The organism is Nannocystis pusilla (genome assembly GCF_026626665.1).
Lineage (GTDB): Bacteria > Myxococcota_A > Polyangia > Nannocystales > Nannocystaceae > Nannocystis > Nannocystis pusilla.
In genome coordinates, this window is the sequence record NZ_JAPNKE010000002.1 from 4,606,840 (window position 1) to 4,626,081 (window position 19,242).

Genomic DNA, 19,242 nt, shown 5'->3' on the forward strand with positions numbered 1-19,242 from the left:
CCATTCGTCATCTTCGCCACGGAGGTGCCGCGTGAACCCCCGCCTCGAGATCGTCGCCATCGGCGCCCGCACCCCCGTCGGGCACGACGCCGTCAGCAGCGCCGCCGCGGTGCGGGCCGGCATCGCCCGCTGCAGCGAATATCCATTCGCTACACCCGACGGCGCCCCGCTGATCGCCGCCGCCGACGCGCGCATCGACCCCCTGCTCGAGGGCAACGCCCGGCTCGAACCACTCCTCGCCAGCGCGCTCGCCGAGGCCGCCCGCACGCTCGCCGCGGCCCCTCCCCACCACGGCCCCCACCACCTCTTGCTCGCCCTGCCCGAGGCCCGCCCCGGCTTCGGCAAGCGCGAGGCCGGCGAGCTCCTCGGCCTCGCCCTCGCCTGCATGCGCCGCGCGGGCCTCCAGGCAGAAGTCCGGATCGCCGGCCACGGCCACGCCGGCGCCGTCCAGGCCGTCGAGCAGGCCGCCCGCCTCGTCGCCGACGACCCCGACGCGCTGTGCTGGGTCGCCGGCGTCGACAGCTGGCTGCACGCCGACACCCTCCTGTGGCTGGAGGATCAGCGCCGCTGCGCCCAGCCCGGCGTGCGCAGCGGCTTCATCCCCGGCGAGGCGGCCGGCTGCATCGTCCTGGCCCACCCCGACCTGCGCCGACGCCTGCGCCTCCCCGCCCTCGCCGTCGTGCGCGGCGTCCACACGGCCCGCGAGGCGCACCTCCGCACCAGCGAGACCGGCACCTTCGGCGCGGGCATGAGCGACGCCGTCGCCGGCGCCGCCAGCGTCCTGCGCCTGCCCGACGAGCAGGTCGACGCTCACTACAACGACATCAACGGCGAGCGCTACCGCAGCGAGGAGTGGGGATTCGTCGCCATGCGCACCGCCGCGGTGTGGAAGTCGCTGCAATACGAGGCCCCCGCCGATCGCTGGGGCGACGTCGGCGCCGCCTTCGTCCCGCTCGGCGTCATCCTCGGGGTGCAGTCATTCCGCCGCAATTACGCCCCCGGCCTGTGCGCCATGATCACCGCCGGCTCCGACGCCGGCCTCCGCGGCGCCCTGCTCCTGCAGCGACCGATCTGAGGCGCCGCGAGGTCTCCACGATGTCCAGCATCTCCGTCAACCCGCCGAAGACCCCCGTCACCACCGGCAGCAACGGCATCGCCGCGGCCACCGTGCCCAACGTGTGCAAGATGCCCGGCCCGCCGGCCCCGTTCGTCCCCACGCCGCTGCCCAACATCGCCAAGTCGAGCAACTCGCCAAAAGACTTCTCGAAGAACGTGACCTTCGACGGCTGCAAGGTCGCCATCAAGGGCGCTACCTTCACCTCCATCGGCGACATCGCCAGCAAGGCCACCGGGGGCGGCATCGTCTCCGCCAACGTCGAGGGCCCCGCCCGCTTCGTCGGCCCCGGTTCCATGGACGTCAAGGTCGAGGGCAAGAACGTCCACCTGCTCAGCGACCCGATGCTCAACAACTGCGGCCCGAGCGGCAGCCCCCCGAACGCCGCGACGCTGCTCGGCCTCGTGCAACCACCGGGCCTCGTCGCGCTCGTGGGCGACGAGCTGTGCGCACTGTGCCACAAGACCCACGGCGACAAGGCGCGGCTCGAAGAGACCGCCGACACCAAGGGCGACGCGAGCACCTTTCAGACCGCGGCGACGACTGCGCGAACGAAGAAACACAAGATTCGCGGCACGATGCTCGGCGTCGTTCGCTGCAAGGACAGCCAGGTCTATGCCGCCAACTCGGGAGGCCAGATGCCTGCCCTGCACGCCGAGATACCGGGCGGGTGGCATGCCCCCGTGCCCGATCGCCTGGCAGACTTCGAGGCGCTGATTCCAGAGAATAGACGCAACCAATTCGGAATCGAGTGGAAGAAGGCGGGGAAAAAATTCAGCGCTTGGAAAGCGCGGAAGGAAGCGAAGGGCCCCGAACGCACCGAGCAGCAGAAGGACAAGGACGCGGGCGAGCCCTTCTACCCGCCCGGGTCTTGCGCTGCGCAGAAAGCGGTTGTTCTGGCCCTTTCACACGGTGCGCGGCCCATTGGACTTACCGAGCGATGGTCCGCCCCGACCGGCCCGGATGCGCGAGTATTCGTCCATTTTCGGATCCGACCGAAAGGGAACCTCAAAATGGGCTGGTTCGGAGGAACGCAAGCCGTCCCGCCCTGTGGGACCTGTCAGATCATTTTGACCATGTTGCTCTGCCCGGATGACAGAGCACCGGAATGTCAACACAAGTCTCCAGGCCCCCAGGTATGCAGATGCACCCCTTAGAACGCGAACTGGAGGAGTTCCTCGCGCGGCTCGTGCCGAGCATCGACGCCGGTTGGGAAGGCGCCACGCCGGACGAGGTCGCCGAGCTCGAAGCGCTCGCAGGGCGCCCTCTGCCGCCCTTCTACTACTGGTTCCTGGCGCGCATGGGACGGTACATGGGGGCCTTGAACTTCGCCAGCGTCGACTTCTCCCCCGCTCGCATCAAGGCCTGCTACCAGGAGGAGATCGAGGAACCGAGCCCGAGATACCTCCTGATAGGCTACGAGAACGACCCCGTCGTCCCCATGCATACCTGGTACGATCTCGACAGTCCGCTCCGCGGCGACGCCCTCGTGCTGAGCCGCAGCATCGGCGATCCGCTCACGCAGCTCGAGTTCGAGACCTTCCGCGAGATGCTCGCGTGGAAAGCGATGCGCAACTTCAAGGTCGAAGTCCTCCCGGTCCGCTGCGAGGGAAGCTTCAAATCGGACGGCGATGACGTGCGTGCGTTACTGGATCGCGCGGTCGAGAGCCTCGGATTCGACCAACCGGTCCCCACCGGCTCGTTCTGCGGGATCTTCGATCGAGCCGACGCGGCCATGACCTGCAGCGTCGCGCCTCGCACCACTCCGGAGCAGGTCCTCTTCTTCGACCTCGCGGGCAACGACATTGGCACGCTGCGCCGGATCCTCGGCGTCATCGGCAAGGAGCTGGAGGTCGAGGTCGAGGCCTGGCACCGCTAACATAGGACGCTTTCCCACACAACGCCTCCATGCCCATGAGCCACCCCGAGCAACAGATCGAGCGGCTCTTGACCCGGCTCGTGCCCAACATCGAGGATGGCTGGGATGGTGCCACTCGGGAAGAAATCGCCGAAATTGAGGCCATCGCCGGGCGCCCGCTGCCGGATTTCTACCGCTGGTTCCTGCGCCGCATGGGGCGCCCTGAGCTTCGCCAGCATCGACTTCACGGCAGGCCGGGTGATCGAGACGTACCGCGAAGAGATCGAACAGCCGGATCCACGATACCTCCTCATCGGCGTCAGACCGACCCCGAGGTCCCGATGCATACCTGGTACGATCTCGAGCGGCCGGCCAGGCATGACTCGCTCGTGTTCGACAGAGAGATCGAAGGCGAGCTCGTCCAGCTCGTCTCCGAGACGTTCCGTGAGTTGCTCGCCTGGAAAGCGATGTTCAACTTCAGGCTCCCGACCTTCCCGTGCCAGTGCAAGGGTTCGCTCAGAGCCGCTGGTACGGGCATAAGTGCACGGATCGAGCGGGCTCTGAGCAATCACGGTTTTGAACAACCCATTTCCACCGGCCCCTTCTGCAAGCTCTTCGATCGCCCGGACGCCGCCATGATCTGCCGTGCGACTCCGCGAGGCTCGGACACCGTCCGCCTTTACTTTCGCCTCGCGGCCGCCAACGACAGCAGCCTGCGCCGGATCCTCCGCGTCGTCGAGAAGGAAGCCGATTTAGAGGTAGGGACCGACGACCCTTGAGCCGCCCGCCCACGATGGAGCGCTCTCGCCTCACGCAGCGCGCCGTGCGAAGCGGAGCGGCAGCGATCTGAGCCCGCGGAGGCTCGAGTTGTCGTTCCACGCCGGTTGGGCATCCGCGCGGGCGAACGCGGGCAGGCGGCGGATCATCTCGGTGAACACGATCCTACCTTCCAGGCGGGACAGCGGCGCCCCCACGCAGAAGTGGATGCCTTGACCGAAGCCGAGGTGGCCGCGGGTGTCGCGGTGGATGTCGAAGCGATCGGGCTCGGGGAACTGCGCCGGATCGCGGTTGGCCGCGCTCAGCAGCAGCACCACCACCTCTCCCGCGGGGATCTGCGTCCCGGCCACCTCGACCTCCGCCGTCGTGCGGCGGAACAGCATCGTCGCCGGCCCGTCGTAGCGCAGCACCTCCTCGATGAAGTTCGGCACCAGCCCCGGGTCGGCGCGCAGCTCTGCCAGCGCCTCCGGGTGCTCGAGCAGCAGGTGCGTCCCCGTGGCGATCAGGTTGGTCGTCGTCTCGTTGCCTGCGACCAGCAGCAGCAGCACCATCCCCAGCACCTCCTCGGCGGTGAGCGCTCCCTCCTCGCTCTCGGCGCGGACCAGCTGGCTGATCAGGTCGTCGCGGGGCGACTCGCGCCGCGCAGCGATCATCGCCTGCATGTGCCCATAAAACTCGCGCCGGCTCGCCACCAGCCGCACCGACTCGTTCGCCGAGCCTCGTCGCTCGCGCGCCAGGCGGCTCAGCGTGATCAGATCGTCGCTCCAGCGCTTGAAGTCGGCCCCGCGCGCCGGGTCGACCCCGAGCATCTCCGCGATCACCGTCACCGGCAGCGGGATCGCCAGGTCCTCGACCACGTCGAACGTCTCGCGCCGCAAGATCGCCTCGATCAGGCGGCCCGCGATCTGCTGCACCCGTCCTTCGAGCTGCGTCATCGCCCGCGGCGTGAACGCGGCGCTGACCAGCTTGCGCAGCCGCGTGTGCTCGGGCGGGTCCGAGTTGAACATGCTGGGCCCGCGCATGCGGTCGAGCTCTCGCCAGGTGCGCTCGTCGATGTGCGGCGGGCGCAGCCGGTCGAGCCCCGTGTTCGACGAGAACACCTCCGGGCGTCGCAGGATCTTGGCCACCTCGGCGTAGCGGGTCACCGCCCACCATTCGTAGCGCTCGAGGCGATGCACCGGGGCTGCCTCGCGCAGGCGAGCGAACAGCGGGTGCGGATTGGTCGCCGTATCCGGCGAGAACAGGGCCGTCGAGATGTCCATCGGGAGCTGCACGCGCCCAGGGTACGAGCGGCGATCGCCGCGGCAACGCCGTGACGTTTGTCGGCGCCTCCTCGACTTCCTCCGCGGTCAGCAGGCGCCGCGCCCATCTGTGGCGGGCGCAGCGTCGCCGCGCCGCCCGCCCCGCGGCTCACGCCAGCGCCGCTCACGCCCCGACGGCGGTCCGCCGCGCTCGCGCGCGGCTCGGTCGAGGCAGCTTACGGTCCCAGGCGACCGAAGGCGACCCGCCGTGCGCGGTGAGTCCGCCCTTCAGGACATGCTCTTCGAGACATGCCCCTTCGACCATGCGCCCAAGGACATGCCCTTGCGAGCATGTCCGAACATTCACCCGCGCACCGCGGGCACCGCCGCCGGCGTGCGGAAGAACATGCTCGGCAGGTAGCTGCGGCGGGCGCCCTCGGCGAGGCGGAGGTTCGGCAGCGCCGCGCGCAGGGCCTGCATGCCGACGCGGACCTCGAGCCGGCCCAGGCTGGCGCCGAGGCAGCTGTGGATGCCCCAGCCGAAGCCGAGGTGGCGGGCCGGGTTCGGGCGGGTGAGGTCGAAGCGCAGCGGGTCCGGGAACACGCGGGGGTCGTAGTTGGCCGCGCCGAAGAACGGCATCACCGTCGCGCCGGCGGGGATCTCCACGCCGCCGACGGACGTCGCGCGGGTCGCGTGCCGCGGCTCCATCTGCACCGAGCAGTGCATGCGCAGCGTCTCCTCGGCGGCCGTCTGCAGCAGCGCAGCGTCCTCGCCGACGCGCTGCCACAGCTCGGGCTGCTCCAGCAGCGCGAACAGCAGCGAGCCCATCAGGCTGGCCGACGTCTCGTAGCCGGCGAACAGCAGCACCACCAGGTGCGAGATCATCTCCTCGGTGGTCAACGCGTCCTCGCCCTCGCGCGCGCGGAGCAGCGCCGAGATCAGGTCGTCGGTCGGCTTGGCGCGGCGCTGCGCGATGAGCTCGGTGTAGTAGCGCGTGTAGGCGACGAAGCCGTCGGCCGCGACCAGCTTCGCCTCCATGTCGAGCGCCGGGTCGTACAGCTTGAACCAGTCGTCCTGCCACTTCTTCAACTGCGGCATGTCCTCGTACGGCACGCCGACCAGCGCCGCGATCACCCGCATCGGCAGCTTGAACGTGAAGTCGCGCATCAGCTCGAGCTCGTCCGGCCCGCTGGCGAGCTCGGCCGCGAACTCCTCGGCGAACTTGCGGATCTGCGGCTCCATCGCCGCCACCCTCGCCGGCGTGAACGCCTTCGAGAACAAAAGCCGCGCCCGCGTGTGCGACGGCGGGTCGTTGTTGAACAGCCCCGGCGGCAGCGGGAAGAGGCCCTTCTGCAGCCGCGCCAGCAGCTCCGGCGTGAACGGCACCACCGGCTCGAGCAGGCGCGCCGACGAGAACAGCCCCGGTTCGCGCAGCACGTGCATCACCTCGGCGTGGCTCGTCACCAGGTAGGCGAAGAACTGCTGGCTGTACGCGACCGGCGCGCGCGCGTGGGCCTCGGCGTAGAAGTTGCGGGCCGGGTCCTCCTGGTACGCGGGGGAGAACGGCTGGAACAGCTCGCCGACCGCGAGGCGCTCGGCCTCCGGGGCGGGCGACGGGGGCACGCGGGCGTCGTCGGTCATCGCCTCCAGCGGTACCAGACTCCGCGGGTGGCGAGCAATCGCCCGGCGCGCGCACGAGCGCCCATGCATGTGCAAGCGCGTCCGCGACCGCCGAGTCCGCGGAGGCCGGCCGCCCCCCGGGCGGACAGTTGACCGTAAACTTTGAGACATGTCCTTTGTACCATGTCCCATCGGACAAGCTGTCAGCGCCGTGCTCACCGTGGGGCCGAATGAGACAGTGGCACACACGAAGCGCCGCGGACAGCGCGCTCGCGGCTCTGTTACCGTCGTTTCCGCCGCGGCGACGTATGCGCCGCGCGTGGGACTTCAGAAGCATCCAGGAGATTTTGGCAATGACGATCCATAGCACCCGACGAGCCTTCTTGCGCAGCGGCGCCGCCGCCGTCCCCGTCCTCGCCTTCAGCCCGTCGGCGCAGGCGTGGCTGACGTGCTCCGACGCGGCCGCCGACGCGTTCGAGATCCCCGGCCTCGAGGGTGAGCTGTTGACCGGCCCGGCCGACCGCGCCGCCGCGGCCGACGACTGGGGTCACATCGTCAGCAAGACGCCGCTCGCGGTGCTCGTGCCGGCCTCGATCGACGACATTCGCAAGGCCGTCAAGTTCTGTCGCAAGCACTGCATCAAGGTCGGGCCGATGAGCATGGTCGGCAACAGCCATAGCACCCAGGGTCAGTCGCAGGCCAAGTGCGGGCTCGTGATCGACATGTCGGCGCTGGCGGAGATCCACGCCATCAACGCCGGCGACGCGGTGGTCGACGCCGGCGTGCGGTGGTTCGAACTGCTGCAGCAGACCCTGCCGCTCGGCAAGAGCCCGCCGGTGCTCACCGATCACATCGACCTCAGCATCGGCGGCACGCTCTCGGTCGGCGGCATCGGCGGTCAGACCCCGCAGCACGGCCTGCAGGCCGACAACGTGCTCGAGCTGTGGGTCGTCACCGGCGACGGCGACCTCGAGGTGTGCTCGCCGACCACCAAGGCGACCCTGTTCAACAGCGTGCGCGGCGGCCTCGGCCAGTTCGGCATCATCGTCAAGGCGCGCGTCAAGCTGATCGCGGTCAAGCCGCTGGCGCGCCACTACACGGCCGTCTACGCCGACGTCGCCACCCTGCTCGCCGACCAGGTCGCGTTGATGAACGAGGGTCGGTTCGACTACGTGGAGGGCCTCGGCTTCCCGCAGCCCGACGACAGCTACGTGATCACGATCGAGTGCGTCAAGTACTTCGACGCCGGCTCGCCGCCCGACGACGCCGCGATGCTCGCCGGGCTCAACTTCATCCCCGGCACCGAAGCCGCCGACACCCAGACGCTCTACGAGTTCTTCGACCGCCTGGCGCCGATCGTCGCCTTCACCAAGATCACCGGCGAGTGGTACCTGCCTCACCCGCTGACGGACTTCTTCCTGCCGCTGTCCGAGGCCGCCGACTTCATCGAGTCGACCCTCGCCGAGACCCCTGCGATCGACATCGGCTACGGCCCGGTGCTCATCTATCCGTTCCCGCGGAGCAAGGTGACCGCGCCGTTCATCCCGCTGGCGAGCGAGCCGGTGAACGTGCTGTTCTCGCTGCTCCGCTGGGCGCCCTCGGCCGATCCGGCGGTGGCCGCGGACCTGGTAGCGAAGAACCGTGCGGTGTACGAGGGCGTGCGAGAAGTCGGCGGCAAGCGCTACTCGATCGGCAGCGTCGAGCTCAACTTCGCCGACTGGGTCCTCCACTACGGCGCCCGCTGGCCGCAGTTCCTGGCCCGCAAGTTGATCTTCGATCCCACCAACACCCTGACTCCCGGCCAGGGCATCTTCCTGTGGTGAGCGCGAACTCGGCGCCGCGCGCGGCGCCGCCCGCCGCGCGCTTCTCCGTGCACCCAACGCGCGGCCGGTCCGCTATCCTGGCCGCGCGCATGAGCGAGTCGTTCATCCCCCGAGATGCCCGCGGCGTGATCGACACCCGGACCGAGCGGCTGTGGCTTCACCCCGACGGCTACGTGATCGCCGAGGTGAAGCCGGGCCTTGTCGCCGACCTCGATGACGCGATCAAGAATGTCGAGGCCGTCGCCACCCTGGCCGCGGGTATACCGCGGCCGCTGCTGCTCGACATGCGGGCCCACGCCAGCTTCGCCACCCGCGAGTGCCGCGAGTACTACGCCGGCTCCGAGGCCCAGCGCGTCAACCTCGCGGCGGCGATGTTGGTCCGCTCGAACGTCAGCCGCGTGATCGGCAACTTCTTCCTCGGCCTCAACAAGACCCGCTTCCCGTTCCGCTTGTTCGCCGACGTCGACGAGGCCATCGCCTGGCTGCGCAGCTTCATCACCAAGGATCCGAGCGCCCCGAGCGACCGGACGTAAGAGGCCAGCGCATGGAGCTGCGAGAGATCGTCACCCGCACCGAACGGATCTGGATCGAAGACGGGATCGTCCACTGCGTGGTGCTGCCGACGGCGACGCACACGCTGGACGACGCCCACGTGAACTCGCGCGCCGTCGACGAGCTGGCCGAGGGGCGCAAGCTGCCGATGCTGCTCGACACCCGGGACTCGCGCGGCCTCGACCGCGACGCCCGCCTCTACTACGTCCGGCCCGAGGCGGCCGACCGGGTGTCGGCGCTGGCGATGCTGATCGACTCGCAGGTCGGGCGGATGTTCGGCAACTTCTACACCAACGTCCACAGGCCGCCCTTCCCGCTGCGCCTGTTCAACTCCGAGAGCGACGCGCTCGTCTGGCTCAAAGAGCAGGTGGTGTGACCGACTCCTCCGGCCATCGGCCCGGGCACGATCCTCCCGCGGATCCTCGGACCCCCGCATCGCCGCGCTCCTGCGCGCCGCGGTCGCGCTGGCGCCCGACGCCGCCGCGTTCGCCAGCGACCCGCGGGCCGCGGCCGAGACGGCGCTGGCGGTGGTGGCCGCCGAGCTCGCCGCCCTGCGCGACTATCGCGAGCGGACCGAGCGGCAGATGGAGGAGCTGTTCAACACCATCACCGCGTTCGCGGCCCTCGACTACGACCGCCGCGCCCTGGTCCACGACGACAACGACGAGCTCATCAACGCGATGGCGATCGGCCTCAACATGATGGGCGAGGAGCTGTCGCACACCATGAAGGCGCTGGTGGGCGCGCGCGACGAGGCGCTGGCCGCCAGCCGGGCCAAGAGCGCCTTCCTGGCCAACATCAGCCACGAGCTGCGCACCCCGCTGAACGCCATCATCGGCTACGCCGAGATCATCCGCGAGGACCTGGTCGACGCCGGCCAGGACGCGCTCACCGTCGACGTCGACCGCCTGCAGATCGCTTCGCGCCACCTGCTCAACCTCATCCAGGACGTCCTCGACCTCGCGCGGATCGAGGCCGGCCGCGTCGACGTGCGGCTCGAGCAGATCGACCTGCGCACCCTGCTGCAGGAGCTGCAGACCACCCTGGCGCCCTCGGTCAAGGAGGCCGGCAACGTGCTGCACGCGCGCGTCGAGCTGGGCCGCCCGCAGGTCCTCACCGACCCGCTGCGGCTGCAGCAGATCCTGCTCAACATCCTCGGCAACGCCAACAAGTTCACGGTCGGCGGCGACATCACCCTCTCGGCCTGCGACCACGTCGAGCACGGCCGGGCCTTCGTCGACATCACCGTCGCCGACACCGGCATCGGCATCCCGGCCGACAAGCTCGAGACGATCTTCGACGCCTTCACCCAGGTCGACGACACCGCCACGCGCCGCTTCGGCGGCACCGGCCTCGGCCTGGCGATCAGCCGGCGCCTGTGCGACCTGCTCGGCGGCTCGATCGTCGTCAGCAGCGAGCTGCGCCGCGGCTCGACCTTCCGCGTGCGCCTGCCCGTCGACGGCCCCCCGCGGGGCTGACCGGCCTGCTCGCCCGGACATGTCCTGGCAGACATGTCCTTCGGCGCAGGACTAGAACGAGCCGATCACCTTGAAGTAGACGATCGACGAGCCGGTGGCCCGCTGGCCGAAGTAGGTCTTGTCGCCGCCGAGCAGGGCGAAGCTGCCGAGCTCGAAGTTGACGTAGCCCCACGGCGGCGCGAACAGCAGGGCCGGCGCGATCACCCCCGAGGGGCCCTTGCCCTTGGGGTTGTTGTTCGGCAGGTCGACCATGCCGAACGCGCGGAACACCAGCTTGCGGCCGAAGAAGATCAGGTCGGTGCCGCCGAGGATGTAGTTGCCGATGTGGCCGGCGCCGAACTCGTTGATCATGCCGCGCAGGTACTGCGCCTGCACGTACACGTGCTTGCCGAAGGTGTAGTCGAAGCCGGCGGTGGCCTTGAGGAACGGCTGCTTCTTGATCGCCGGGCCGGCGATGAAGGCCTCCGGGTTGGCCATGTCGTCGTTCGGCGTGACGTCGACGCCGCCGCCGGGCAGCGGCGGCAGGTCGATGTGGAACTGCTTGGCCTCGGGGATGATGAGGGCCGCCTCGCCCCACAGGCCCATGTTGCCGAGGAACGGCACCTGGGTGGCGAAGTCGAGGCCGATGACCTGCATCTTCGGGTAGATGAGGCGCACGTCCGAGCGGAACCAGTAGCCGTCGGGCGGGTCGGTCGGGTCGTTGAGCGCGTGGACCTGCGTGGTCGTGGCCTGGACCGGCAGCGGGATGTCGTGGCGGCCGTAGTAGTACGACGCGCTGATGTCGACCTCGCCGAGGCGCGAGCCCATCTTGAACGCGAACTGGCCGTTCGTGAACTTGTTCTCGGGCATCTCGACGTGCCCGAACACCCGCGGCACCAGCTTGGGGTTCTTCGGCAGGTAGTCTTCCTGCAGGTACGTGATCTTCGCCAGCTCGCGGTCGTTGGCGAACGGCGTCTCGGCGTACGGGTCCTTCAGGCCGGCGGCCGCCGACGGGGGCAGCAGCGCCGGGAAGAACAGCGGGATGTACACGCCCTGGAAGTACAGCTTGTCGCGGTCGCGCAGCGGCGAGTAGTCGATGACCGCCATCTGGTTGGCGATCGGCTCGGTGAACAGCGGCCGATCCTCGAGGTCGTCCGCGTTGATGTTGTTGGTCGGGTTGAACTTGTCGGCGGTGCCCCACACGACGATCTGGCGCCCGACCTTGATGTCGAGGCCCGGGGCGATGTCGGTGAGGGCGACGTAGGCCGCGCGGCTCTCGAGGTGGAACCGCTGGATGTAGACCTGCGAGGCCAGGTCGTCGAGCTCGCGCGACTGGTTGGTGCCCATCAGCACGGGATCGACCTCGCCGACCACCTGCACGTGCTTGTTGGGCGTGTACGCGAAGTAGAACTCGACGCGGTTCTCGTTGCGGCTGATCTTGCGCGGCTCGGCGCGGTCGACGTCGTAGTGGAGGCTGCTGATGATGCGGAAGCGCGTGTGCAGCTTGCCGCCCGACTTGTTCAGGATCTGCTCGCTCGGGCTCTGCAGCTTCTGCTTGCCCGCGCCCGCGTCGGCCGGCTTGTCGCTGGGCCCCGGCGTGGTGGTCGTGACCGTCGTCGTCGGCCCGGCGGACGCGCCCGACGGCTGACTGCTGCCGCCGCCGAACACGTCGTCGAGCTCGAGGTCGCGCGCAGTGGTCGTGCCCGCCGGCTCGCTGCCCTTCTTCGGCGCCTCGGACGAGCCGGTGTCGGCGCCGGCGCCGAACACGTCGTCCATCGACAGGTCGGAACCGCCCGCGTTCGGCTTCGCGGCCGGCTTGGCCGCCTCGGCGGGCTTGCTCGCCTCGGGCGGCTTGTCGGCCGGTTTGGCCGCGCCGGTGCCGAACACGTCGTCGACCGAGACGTCGGTGTTCGGCTTGCCGGGCTTGGCCGCGCCGGGCTTGTTCGGGACCCCTTCGGGCCCCTGGTAGTCGCGATCAGCAGGCGCCTGGGCCAAGGCCCAGAGCGCCCACTGCAAACCGAGGATGGTTACGCCAGCGGTCGACACCACTCGAGGCTCACCCGCGCATCAACGTGCGGCGGGAGAACAGATCGTCGGAGACGGGGGTCTTCACGTCGATCTCGGACAGGTTGATGACGGTCTCGTCGCCCGTCTTGAGGTTCTTCATGCGGATCTTGGTGGGGATCTGGGTGCCCTCGAACGGCGTCCAGGCCTCGCGCACCTGCGTGCGGGTGTGCTTGCCGCCGGCGTCGAAGTAGTGGATCCGGGTGACGCCGCCGACCTTCGAGTCGATGAAGATCTCGAGCTTGCTGAAGGACGTGTTCTGGCCGGCCTTGGGCTTGAGGACCAGCTTGGTCTCGTCGCCGGTCTTGCCGATCAGCTCGGCGTCGAACGACGGCGAGAGCTTGGCGAGCACCATGTCCTCGGGCGTGAACTCGCTGCCGAGGAAGCCCTGGTTCTGCATGTGGGCCGCGACGCGGCGCACCTTCTGGAACTCGGGGCTGTACATGTAAATCGTGTCGCGGTCCTCCATGAGGATCTTCATGCCCGCGACGTCACCAGGGGCGGTGAAGTGGATGAACTGCTTCTCCAGCCCCTTCATCGACATCTTGAAGACCATCGTCTGGCGGAGGTTGCCGCTCTTGAAGATCTCCATCGACGCCGTATAGGTCTGATCGGGGAACTTCGCGGCCCGCTCGTCGGCGACCTTGAGAATCGCAGCACCCTTGCTGAACGCGTCTTCGGCGGCGCTCACTGCCTGCGGGGCGACCATGATGGTCGCGGGCAACACGAGGGCCGAGGCGAGGAGGAAGGTGACTGACTTCATGGCTTCGAGCTCCGGAGTGTATCAGGGGGACAGGTGACGCGCGCCGCCACGCCGGGCGGCCGCACGCGGCGCGTTGGACGACCGATCACGGCGACTATTCTGTCCATGCCCCGCCATGACACCCAGTTGTGGGCGATAAGGACGGAGAGCGCCGCCCGCGAGCACGGCTCCCCGCATCGGTCCGGTGATCCGGATCACAGAAGTCACTCCGCGCCCCTTGCGACCGTGCTGCGCACTTACTTGCGCACCCCTGGGCGCGCCAGCCACGGCGCGAACCAGCAGGCGCCGAGGGCCGCGCCGACCAGCGCGATGGCCAGGCCGAGCCCGAGGTCCCGCAGCGGCGCCATCTCGGAGGCGAGCAGCACGAGGAACGCCGCCGCGAGCTGCAAGGCCGAGATCAGCGTGACCACGCCGATGTCGTCGACGGCCCGCGCGCCGGCGTCCGGGGTGGTGTAGTTGCGCGCGCGGAAGTTGAGGTGGATCGCAAAGTCGACGCCGGCGCCGACGGCGATGCACGAGATCATGCTGGTGCCGACGCTGATCGGCATGCCGAGCAGGCCGAAGATCCCCATCGTCACGCACAGGCACCACACCGCCGGCACCAGCGCGAGCATCTGTCGCGCCAGCAGCAGGGTCAGTGCGAGGCCCATGAGCGACACGCCGGTCGAGGTGAACAGGCTGCGCGTGACGCTCTCCGCGAACGCGGCACCGATCACCGGCTGGCCCGTGAGACGTGTCTTGAAGGACAGGCCGCGACCCTCGCCGTCGGCCACGCGCCACTCGTCGTCGTCGAGCTCCGACAGCGCGCCCTTCACCGAGGCGCAGGTCGGACCGGCCGCGTCGGCCGGGGCCTGCAGCGGCAGGTCGAGCGCGCCGCAGCGGGCCTCGACCTGGAAGCGCACCAGCGCGTCGTCCGCCCACGGCCCGAGGTGCTTGGCGACGAAGCCGATGCCCTCCGGATCCTTGGCCGCCAGCGTCGGCAGCTTGGCGCGCAGCAGCGCCTCGAGCTCGGCGCCGCGGGGCGTGACGAGGCTGACCGGATCGATCGCGTCGATCTCCTCGCGCGGCACGCCCTCGACCGGGCTGTCCTCGGAGTCGAGCGCGCGGTCACGGACCTCCTTGAGCGCGGCGATCAGCGCCGGCGACGGCGCGCTGGCCGGCGAGGCCTGCAGCAGCTTGTCGGCGTCGACGGGCCGGCCGAGGATCCGCGACAGCCGCTGCCCGACCTCCTGCACCTGGACCGCGCGCACCTTCGCGTCGCTGGTCGGCGCGATGACGAAGCCGCCGGTCGCGTGGCGATCGAGCAGCGCCCGCACCGCGTCGGCGACGACGACCTGCTGGTCGCCCGACATCGGCGCCAGCTTGATGTGGATCAAGGCCCCCGCGGTGTCCTCGGTGACCAGCTGCGCGACCGCGGGGTGGCCCTGCAGCAGCGCGAACACCCGGGACGCGCGCCCCGGGGTCTCGGGCACGCCGCGGCGCCCGCCGAGCGCCTCGTTGAGCAGCGCGTGCGGCTCGACGATCGAGCGCACGTCGACCACGCCGTCGATCGCCCGCACCTGCTCGGCGAGGTCGCGGATCTCTCGCAGCGCCGTCGGCTCGGCCAGCGCCTTGCGATCGGTGTCGCCGCGCTGCGCCGCCTCGACCGCGACCTGCAGGTACGTGGAGCCGCCGAAGTGCTCGTTGAAGAACCGGTTCGAGCGCATCGGCTCGCTGTCCTCCGAGAACACCTCGGTCGGGTCGGCGTCGGCCCGCAGCGTCGACGCCACGCCGGCGCCGACCAGCGCCAGCAGCAGCAGCAGCCACAGGTTCGGCCGCAGCCGCAGCGGCATCGCCCGCTCGGTCCGCGGCGGCATCAACCTGTCCGGGAGGACCGAGAGGATCGCCGGCAGCACGAGCAGCGCCAGCGCCAGCAGCACCAGCACGCCGACGCCGGCCGTCACGCCGAACCGCTGCATCGGCAGCTGCGGCATCATCGTCAGCGCGAAGAACGACACCGCGGTGGTCAGGCCGCTGAGCAAGACCGGCAACCACAGCTCGCGCAGGGTCGCGCTCGCGCGCTCGCGGCTGGTGCCGCTCTGGCGCTGGTAGCCGGCCAGCATGTGCACGCCGAAGGCCCCGCCGAGCGCGACCATCAGCACCGGCATCGAGCTGCTGACGATCGTCAACGCCTCGCCGAGCACCCCGTGAGCGCCGAGCACCAGGCCGACGCCCAGGCCGGTGAGCACGAGGTTGATCCCCGCCGCGACGACGCTGCCGAGCAGCACCGCCGAGACCAGCACGAGCACGCCGATGACGATCGGCGACAGCTTGTCGAGGTCGGCGCGGCTGGCGGTGGCCGCCACGTCTTCGATGAACGGCGCGCCGCCGAGGTGACTCTCGCCCTTCCAGCCGCTGCCCAGGGTCTCGCGGATCTCGCGGATCGTCGCCGATCGGGCGTCGGCCGCCGCGGCGCGGTCCTCGTGGTGCATCAGGAACACCATCAACGCCGCGGCCCGGCCGTCGCGCGAGACCATGGTGCCGACGGCGTCGGTCGAGCCGAGCACCTTCTCGCGGATCTTCGCCTCGTCGCGCAGCGCCTCGGGTACCAGCTCGGCGATCTCGAGCCCGTCGTCGGTGACGCGCGGGTCGGGCAGATCGGCGAACGACAGCACCATGCGGACGCCGTCCTTGCGCGCGATCTCGCGGCCCAGCTCGCGCACCTCGTCGACCCGGTCCACGGCCAGCAGGTCGCCGTCGGGCTTGCTCAGGCCGACGAGGCCGACCTCGAGCACGCCGAAGCGCTTGGCCACCTCGCGGAACGCGACCACGTCGGGGTGGTCGGGCGGCAGGAACGCGAGCACGTCGTTGTCCTCGCGGATGCGGCCGAGGCCGGGCAGGATGAGCGCCGCCACGCCGACGGCGAGCGCGAGGATGGCCCAGCGGGCGCGGACGAGCGGGTGGTCGCGCATCGCCGGCTCACTCCCAGACGGGGGTCAGCCAGTCGCGGCGCGCCTCGACGCGGCCGCGGACCACGTTGTTGAAGTGCTCGGTGAGGCGGGCGGTGACGGGGCCGATGCCGCCGTTGCCGATCGTGCGCTTGTCGACCGAGCGGACCGCCTGGATCTGCGCCCCCGTGCCGCACAGGAACAGCTCGTCGGCGACGTACAGCTCGGTGCGGCCGATGACCCGCTCGACCACCTTGAGGCCGAGGTCCTCGGTGGCCAGAGCGATGAGCGAGCGGCGGGTGATGCCGTCGAGGTTGTCCTCGGTGCTCGGCGGGGTGTAGAGCACGTCGTCGCGGATGATGAAGACGTGCTCGGCGCTGCCCTCCGAGACCTTGCCGTACTCGGTCAGGAAGATCGCCTCGTCGTAGCCGTTGTCGTGGGCCTCGCGGCGGGCCAGCGCGCTGTTGAGGTACAGGCCGGTCGCCTTGGTCCGCGCCGGGATCGCGTTGTCGGTGGCGCGCCGCCACGACGACACGCACACGTCGATCGCGTCCTTCTCCATGTAGCGCTGCAGCGGCAGGCAGTAGATCGCCAGCACGCTGTCCTCCTCGCGCATCACCGGCGCGAGCTTGGTCGAGCCGTTCAGCACCAGCGGGCGCACGTAGACGTCGTGGTGGACCTCGTTGCGCCGCAGCAGCTCGCCGACGAGGCCGCAGGTCTCGGCGTGGTCGCCCGGCAGGCGCATGTGCAGCACCCGCGCCGAGTGCATCAGCCGGGTGATGTGGTCACTGACGCGGAACAGGTTGATCTGCCGCCCGTCGGCGGCCAGGTAGCCGCGGATCCCCCGAAACAGCCGAGACCGTAATCCAGCGCGCGCGTGCGCACGCTGACGACCGCATCGGCGTCGTCGACGAACTTGCCATCGAAGTAGGTGACCATGCGGCGCGGAGGATGCCAGAGGAAACTGGCGGCTCGCCACTGCGCAGCCGCCTGCTCGCCGGCCGCGCTCCGCGGGTGCAGGCGCGAGCCAGCTCACGGAGCCGCGACGGCCGCAGCGCATCGACATGTCTCTTGGGACATCCGACGACGGGCGCTCGCTGCACATGCAAGCCGTGGACGGCCGCGACTCGGGCGGGATGGCCTGCCGACCTGCCGCGGACAACAGTCCGGCGTCGCTCCGGCGACCGCGCGACCTCAGAACCGGCCCGCGAGCGACCAGCCGGACAGGCCGGGGGCGGCCCACGGCGCGGTCGCTAACGCGCGCGCGCTTGCGGCGGTCGGCGGCGTCGTGGAGGAGCGCGATCCCGGAGAACAGCACCAGGCCCGCGCCCAAGCCGGCGAACAAGGCCGCCGCGATCCGCTGGCCGTCGGTCCGCTCGAGGCGGGCCGCCGTCACTCGCAGCTCCGGGTGGTCGAGCAGCCGCTCGCGCTCGCCGAGGGCGAAGCCCAGCCAGCCGCCGCCGCCGGCCAGCAGCACCCCGCCGAGCCCGAGCTCGAGCACCAGGGCCCGCCGCCGGGCCCGGAACGCCAGCGGCAGGAGCGTGGCGATCGAGCCGAGGCTCGCGCCCGCGATCACCGCACCGGCCGTGTGAAGGTCACCGGCGAACTCGAGGTCGCGGTGCCACCGGGCCGCCGGGTAACTCGCCTCGATCGCCGCCGCCGCCGCCGGATCGATCTCCGTCGCGCCCGGCTCCACACCGGCCTCCTCGTGGGCCGCCGCGTCGCGCCGCTCCGCCCGCTTCTCGCGGTTGGCCGCGGCGACGAGGAGGCCGACGCCGGTGAAGTACGTGGCGACGAACCCGCCGAACAGCCCGAACATCAGCTTGGGGGCGCGCTTCAGCTGCGGGTCGTCGACCGGCTTGCGCCGGGCCAGGACGACGTCGATCGGCGGCTGACCTGGCCGAATGGCCAGGTCCATGTCGGCCCCGTGCCGGCGCGCCCGCACCTGCAGCCGCCACACCCCCGGCGTCAACGTGACCGTCGTCGTCGGGCCCGCGAGCGGGCGCTCCAGCGCGAACGGCGAGGCGTGGTCGAGCGCCTGCAGCCGGAGCTGACCGCCGCGGAGCGCCCGCTCGGGCGCGAACCGCAGGTCGACGACGACCTTGCGTCGGTGCAGCTGCAACGACCACGACGGCGCCGCCTCGGCGACCAGCCGCGCCGGCGCGAAGCCGGGCACGTCGAGGTCGACCTGCCAGCGCCCGGGGTCGAGGTGGAGGCCGTTCGTGGGCCGTCCGACCGTCTCGAAGCTGTTCCCGGGGACAGGTTCGCCGGCCGGACCCAGCTTGCGCAGGGCGAGCCGCGCCGCCGCCAGCGTCGCGTCCGGGACCGGCTGCGACCCCTCGAACAGCTGCAGGTCCACGGGGACCGTCGCCTGCAGCTCGCGCGCGCGAGCGGCCTCCAGGTGGCGATGCACCGGCTCGGGCGGCCGACCGCCGGCGCTCATCCGCCGCATGCACTCGTCGAGCAGGCGCAGCGCGAGCGCGTGCTGCTCGGCCCGCGAGCGGGCGAGCGCCGCGTGGTAGAGGAACCGCGGGTCGCCGGTCGCCTGCCACTGCGCCTCGAAGAGCTGCGCCGCCTCGGCGAACCGCCCGCTCGCCGCCAGCTCCTGCGCGTGGCCCAGCGCCGCCACCGGCGGGGCCGCGAGCTCCGGCGGCGGGCGATCGAAGTCGACCACGACCTCGACCGGGGCGACCGCGACCACCGGGCCGTCTTCCGCCGGCGGGTCCGCGCGGGCCGGCGGCGGCACCCCGGCGACCACCAGGGCGACGGTGACCGTCCAACTGTTCGCAGCGCTCGTCGCGTTCGGCCGGCTCGCTCCCATCGCCGCGATGGTGCCAGGTTTCGGCCGCCGATGGTGCGTGGACCATGCCCTGCCGGAGCTGCTCGGGCCTCGGTGCCTGCCGTGCGGGACCTCGAGAACAGCGACCGGGGCAGCCCGCTCGCGGCGGGTCGACGCCATCCTGACGAGCACGTGGCGCGCGGCCGCACGCCGGGGTCGCCCTGCGCGAGCCCGTGGCCGAGTTCGCGGTCGCCCTCGCCCCGGCCG

14 protein-coding genes are annotated in these 19,242 nt (G+C 70.7%); 8 read left to right on the forward strand and 6 right to left on the reverse strand.

All coding sequences use genetic code 11. From position 1 onward, the window contains the following. The first annotated feature begins 31 nt into the window (after positions 1 to 31). From OV079_RS20275 to OV079_RS20290, 4 genes are read left to right on the forward strand one after another with little or no spacing between them, the layout of a single operon-like run. A complete protein-coding gene (locus OV079_RS20275) occupies positions 32 to 1,075 on the forward strand; it encodes a hypothetical protein (RefSeq protein ID WP_267770484.1) in 1,044 nt (347 codons plus the stop codon). A gap of 20 nt (positions 1,076 to 1,095) precedes the next feature. Next, on the forward strand, positions 1,096 to 2,271 hold the full coding sequence (locus tag OV079_RS20280) for a DUF4150 domain-containing protein (RefSeq protein ID WP_267770486.1): 1,176 nt from the start codon (positions 1,096 to 1,098) through the stop codon (positions 2,269 to 2,271). Further along, entirely contained in the window at positions 2,253 to 2,993 is a 741-nt protein-coding gene (locus tag OV079_RS20285; protein WP_267770487.1) for an SMI1/KNR4 family protein, read from the forward strand. Before OV079_RS20280 ends, OV079_RS20285 begins: the two co-directional genes overlap by 19 nt. 35 nt (positions 2,994 to 3,028) lie before the next feature. Further along, on the forward strand, positions 3,029 to 3,751 hold the full coding sequence (locus tag OV079_RS20290; RefSeq protein ID WP_267770488.1) for an SMI1/KNR4 family protein: 723 nt from the start codon (positions 3,029 to 3,031) through the stop codon (positions 3,749 to 3,751). Positions 3,752 to 3,781: 30 nt separating this feature from the next. Here the strand turns inward: OV079_RS20290 and OV079_RS56090 are convergent, their stop codons facing one another. Next, positions 3,782 to 5,023 carry a cytochrome P450 gene (locus OV079_RS56090; protein WP_267770489.1) on the reverse strand — a complete coding sequence of 414 codons (1,242 nt, stop codon included), beginning with the start codon at positions 5,021 to 5,023 and terminating at the stop codon, positions 3,782 to 3,784. 330 nt (positions 5,024 to 5,353) lie between these two features. Further along, positions 5,354 to 6,631, reverse strand: coding sequence for a cytochrome P450 (locus OV079_RS20300; protein WP_267770490.1), 1,278 nt, complete (start codon positions 6,629 to 6,631; stop codon positions 5,354 to 5,356). A gap of 332 nt (positions 6,632 to 6,963) precedes the next feature. Between OV079_RS20300 and OV079_RS20305 the strand changes: the two genes are divergently transcribed. The 4 genes from OV079_RS20305 (at position 6,964) to OV079_RS20320 (ending at position 10,463) form a co-directional block, all read left to right on the forward strand. Then, entirely contained in the window at positions 6,964 to 8,433 is a 1,470-nt protein-coding gene (locus tag OV079_RS20305; RefSeq protein WP_267770491.1) for an FAD-binding protein, read from the forward strand. A gap of 89 nt (positions 8,434 to 8,522) precedes the next feature. Further along, complete coding sequence (locus OV079_RS20310; protein WP_267770492.1) at positions 8,523 to 8,966, forward strand: DUF7793 family protein; 444 nt, start codon at positions 8,523 to 8,525, stop codon at positions 8,964 to 8,966. 11 nt (positions 8,967 to 8,977) lie between these two features. Further along, entirely contained in the window at positions 8,978 to 9,361 is a 384-nt protein-coding gene (locus OV079_RS20315) for a DUF7793 family protein (RefSeq protein ID WP_267770493.1), read from the forward strand. Positions 9,362 to 9,515: 154 nt separating this feature from the next. Further along, a complete protein-coding gene (locus tag OV079_RS20320; RefSeq protein ID WP_267770494.1) occupies positions 9,516 to 10,463 on the forward strand; it encodes a sensor histidine kinase in 948 nt (315 codons plus the stop codon). 51 nt (positions 10,464 to 10,514) lie between these two features. Here OV079_RS20320 and OV079_RS20325 read toward each other — a convergent pair whose 3' ends face one another. The 4 genes from OV079_RS20325 to OV079_RS20340 all read right to left on the reverse strand — a co-directional run bounded on the left by OV079_RS20325 (position 10,515) and on the right by OV079_RS20340 (position 19,017). Continuing rightward, on the reverse strand, positions 10,515 to 12,458 hold the full coding sequence (locus OV079_RS20325) for a hypothetical protein (RefSeq protein WP_267770495.1): 1,944 nt from the start codon (positions 12,456 to 12,458) through the stop codon (positions 10,515 to 10,517). Positions 12,459 to 12,498: 40 nt separating this feature from the next. Continuing rightward, entirely contained in the window at positions 12,499 to 13,269 is a 771-nt protein-coding gene (locus OV079_RS20330; protein WP_267770496.1) for an outer membrane lipoprotein-sorting protein, read from the reverse strand. Between the two features lie 236 nt (positions 13,270 to 13,505). Beyond that, complete coding sequence (locus OV079_RS20335) at positions 13,506 to 16,220, reverse strand: MMPL family transporter (RefSeq protein ID WP_267770497.1); 2,715 nt, start codon at positions 16,218 to 16,220, stop codon at positions 13,506 to 13,508. A 7-nt stretch (positions 16,221 to 16,227) separates the two neighbouring features. Continuing rightward, entirely contained in the window at positions 16,228 to 19,017 is a 2,790-nt protein-coding gene (locus tag OV079_RS20340) for a branched-chain amino acid transaminase (RefSeq protein WP_267770498.1), read from the reverse strand. Positions 19,018 to 19,242 lie beyond the last annotated feature (225 nt).

Excerpts from the sequence above, each read along its gene's own strand:
- OV079_RS20280 (WP_267770486.1), top strand. The coding sequence starts at position 1,096 with ATGTCCAGCATCTCCGTCAACCCGCCGAAGACCCCCGTCACCACCGGC.
- OV079_RS20285 (WP_267770487.1), top strand. The coding sequence starts at position 2,253 with ATGCAGATGCACCCCTTAGAACGCGAACTGGAGGAGTTCCTCGCGCGG.
- OV079_RS20290 (WP_267770488.1), top strand. The coding sequence starts at position 3,029 with ATGAGCCACCCCGAGCAACAGATCGAGCGGCTCTTGACCCGGCTCGTG.
- OV079_RS20300 (WP_267770490.1), bottom strand. The coding sequence starts at position 6,631 with ATGACCGACGACGCCCGCGTGCCCCCGTCGCCCGCCCCGGAGGCCGAG.
- OV079_RS20305 (WP_267770491.1), top strand. The coding sequence starts at position 6,964 with ATGACGATCCATAGCACCCGACGAGCCTTCTTGCGCAGCGGCGCCGCC.
- OV079_RS20310 (WP_267770492.1), top strand. The coding sequence starts at position 8,523 with ATGAGCGAGTCGTTCATCCCCCGAGATGCCCGCGGCGTGATCGACACC.
- OV079_RS20315 (WP_267770493.1), top strand. The coding sequence starts at position 8,978 with ATGGAGCTGCGAGAGATCGTCACCCGCACCGAACGGATCTGGATCGAA.
- OV079_RS20330 (WP_267770496.1), bottom strand. The coding sequence starts at position 13,269 with ATGAAGTCAGTCACCTTCCTCCTCGCCTCGGCCCTCGTGTTGCCCGCG.
- OV079_RS20335 (WP_267770497.1), bottom strand. The coding sequence starts at position 16,220 with ATGCGCGACCACCCGCTCGTCCGCGCCCGCTGGGCCATCCTCGCGCTC.
- OV079_RS20340 (WP_267770498.1), bottom strand. The coding sequence starts at position 19,017 with ATGGGAGCGAGCCGGCCGAACGCGACGAGCGCTGCGAACAGTTGGACG.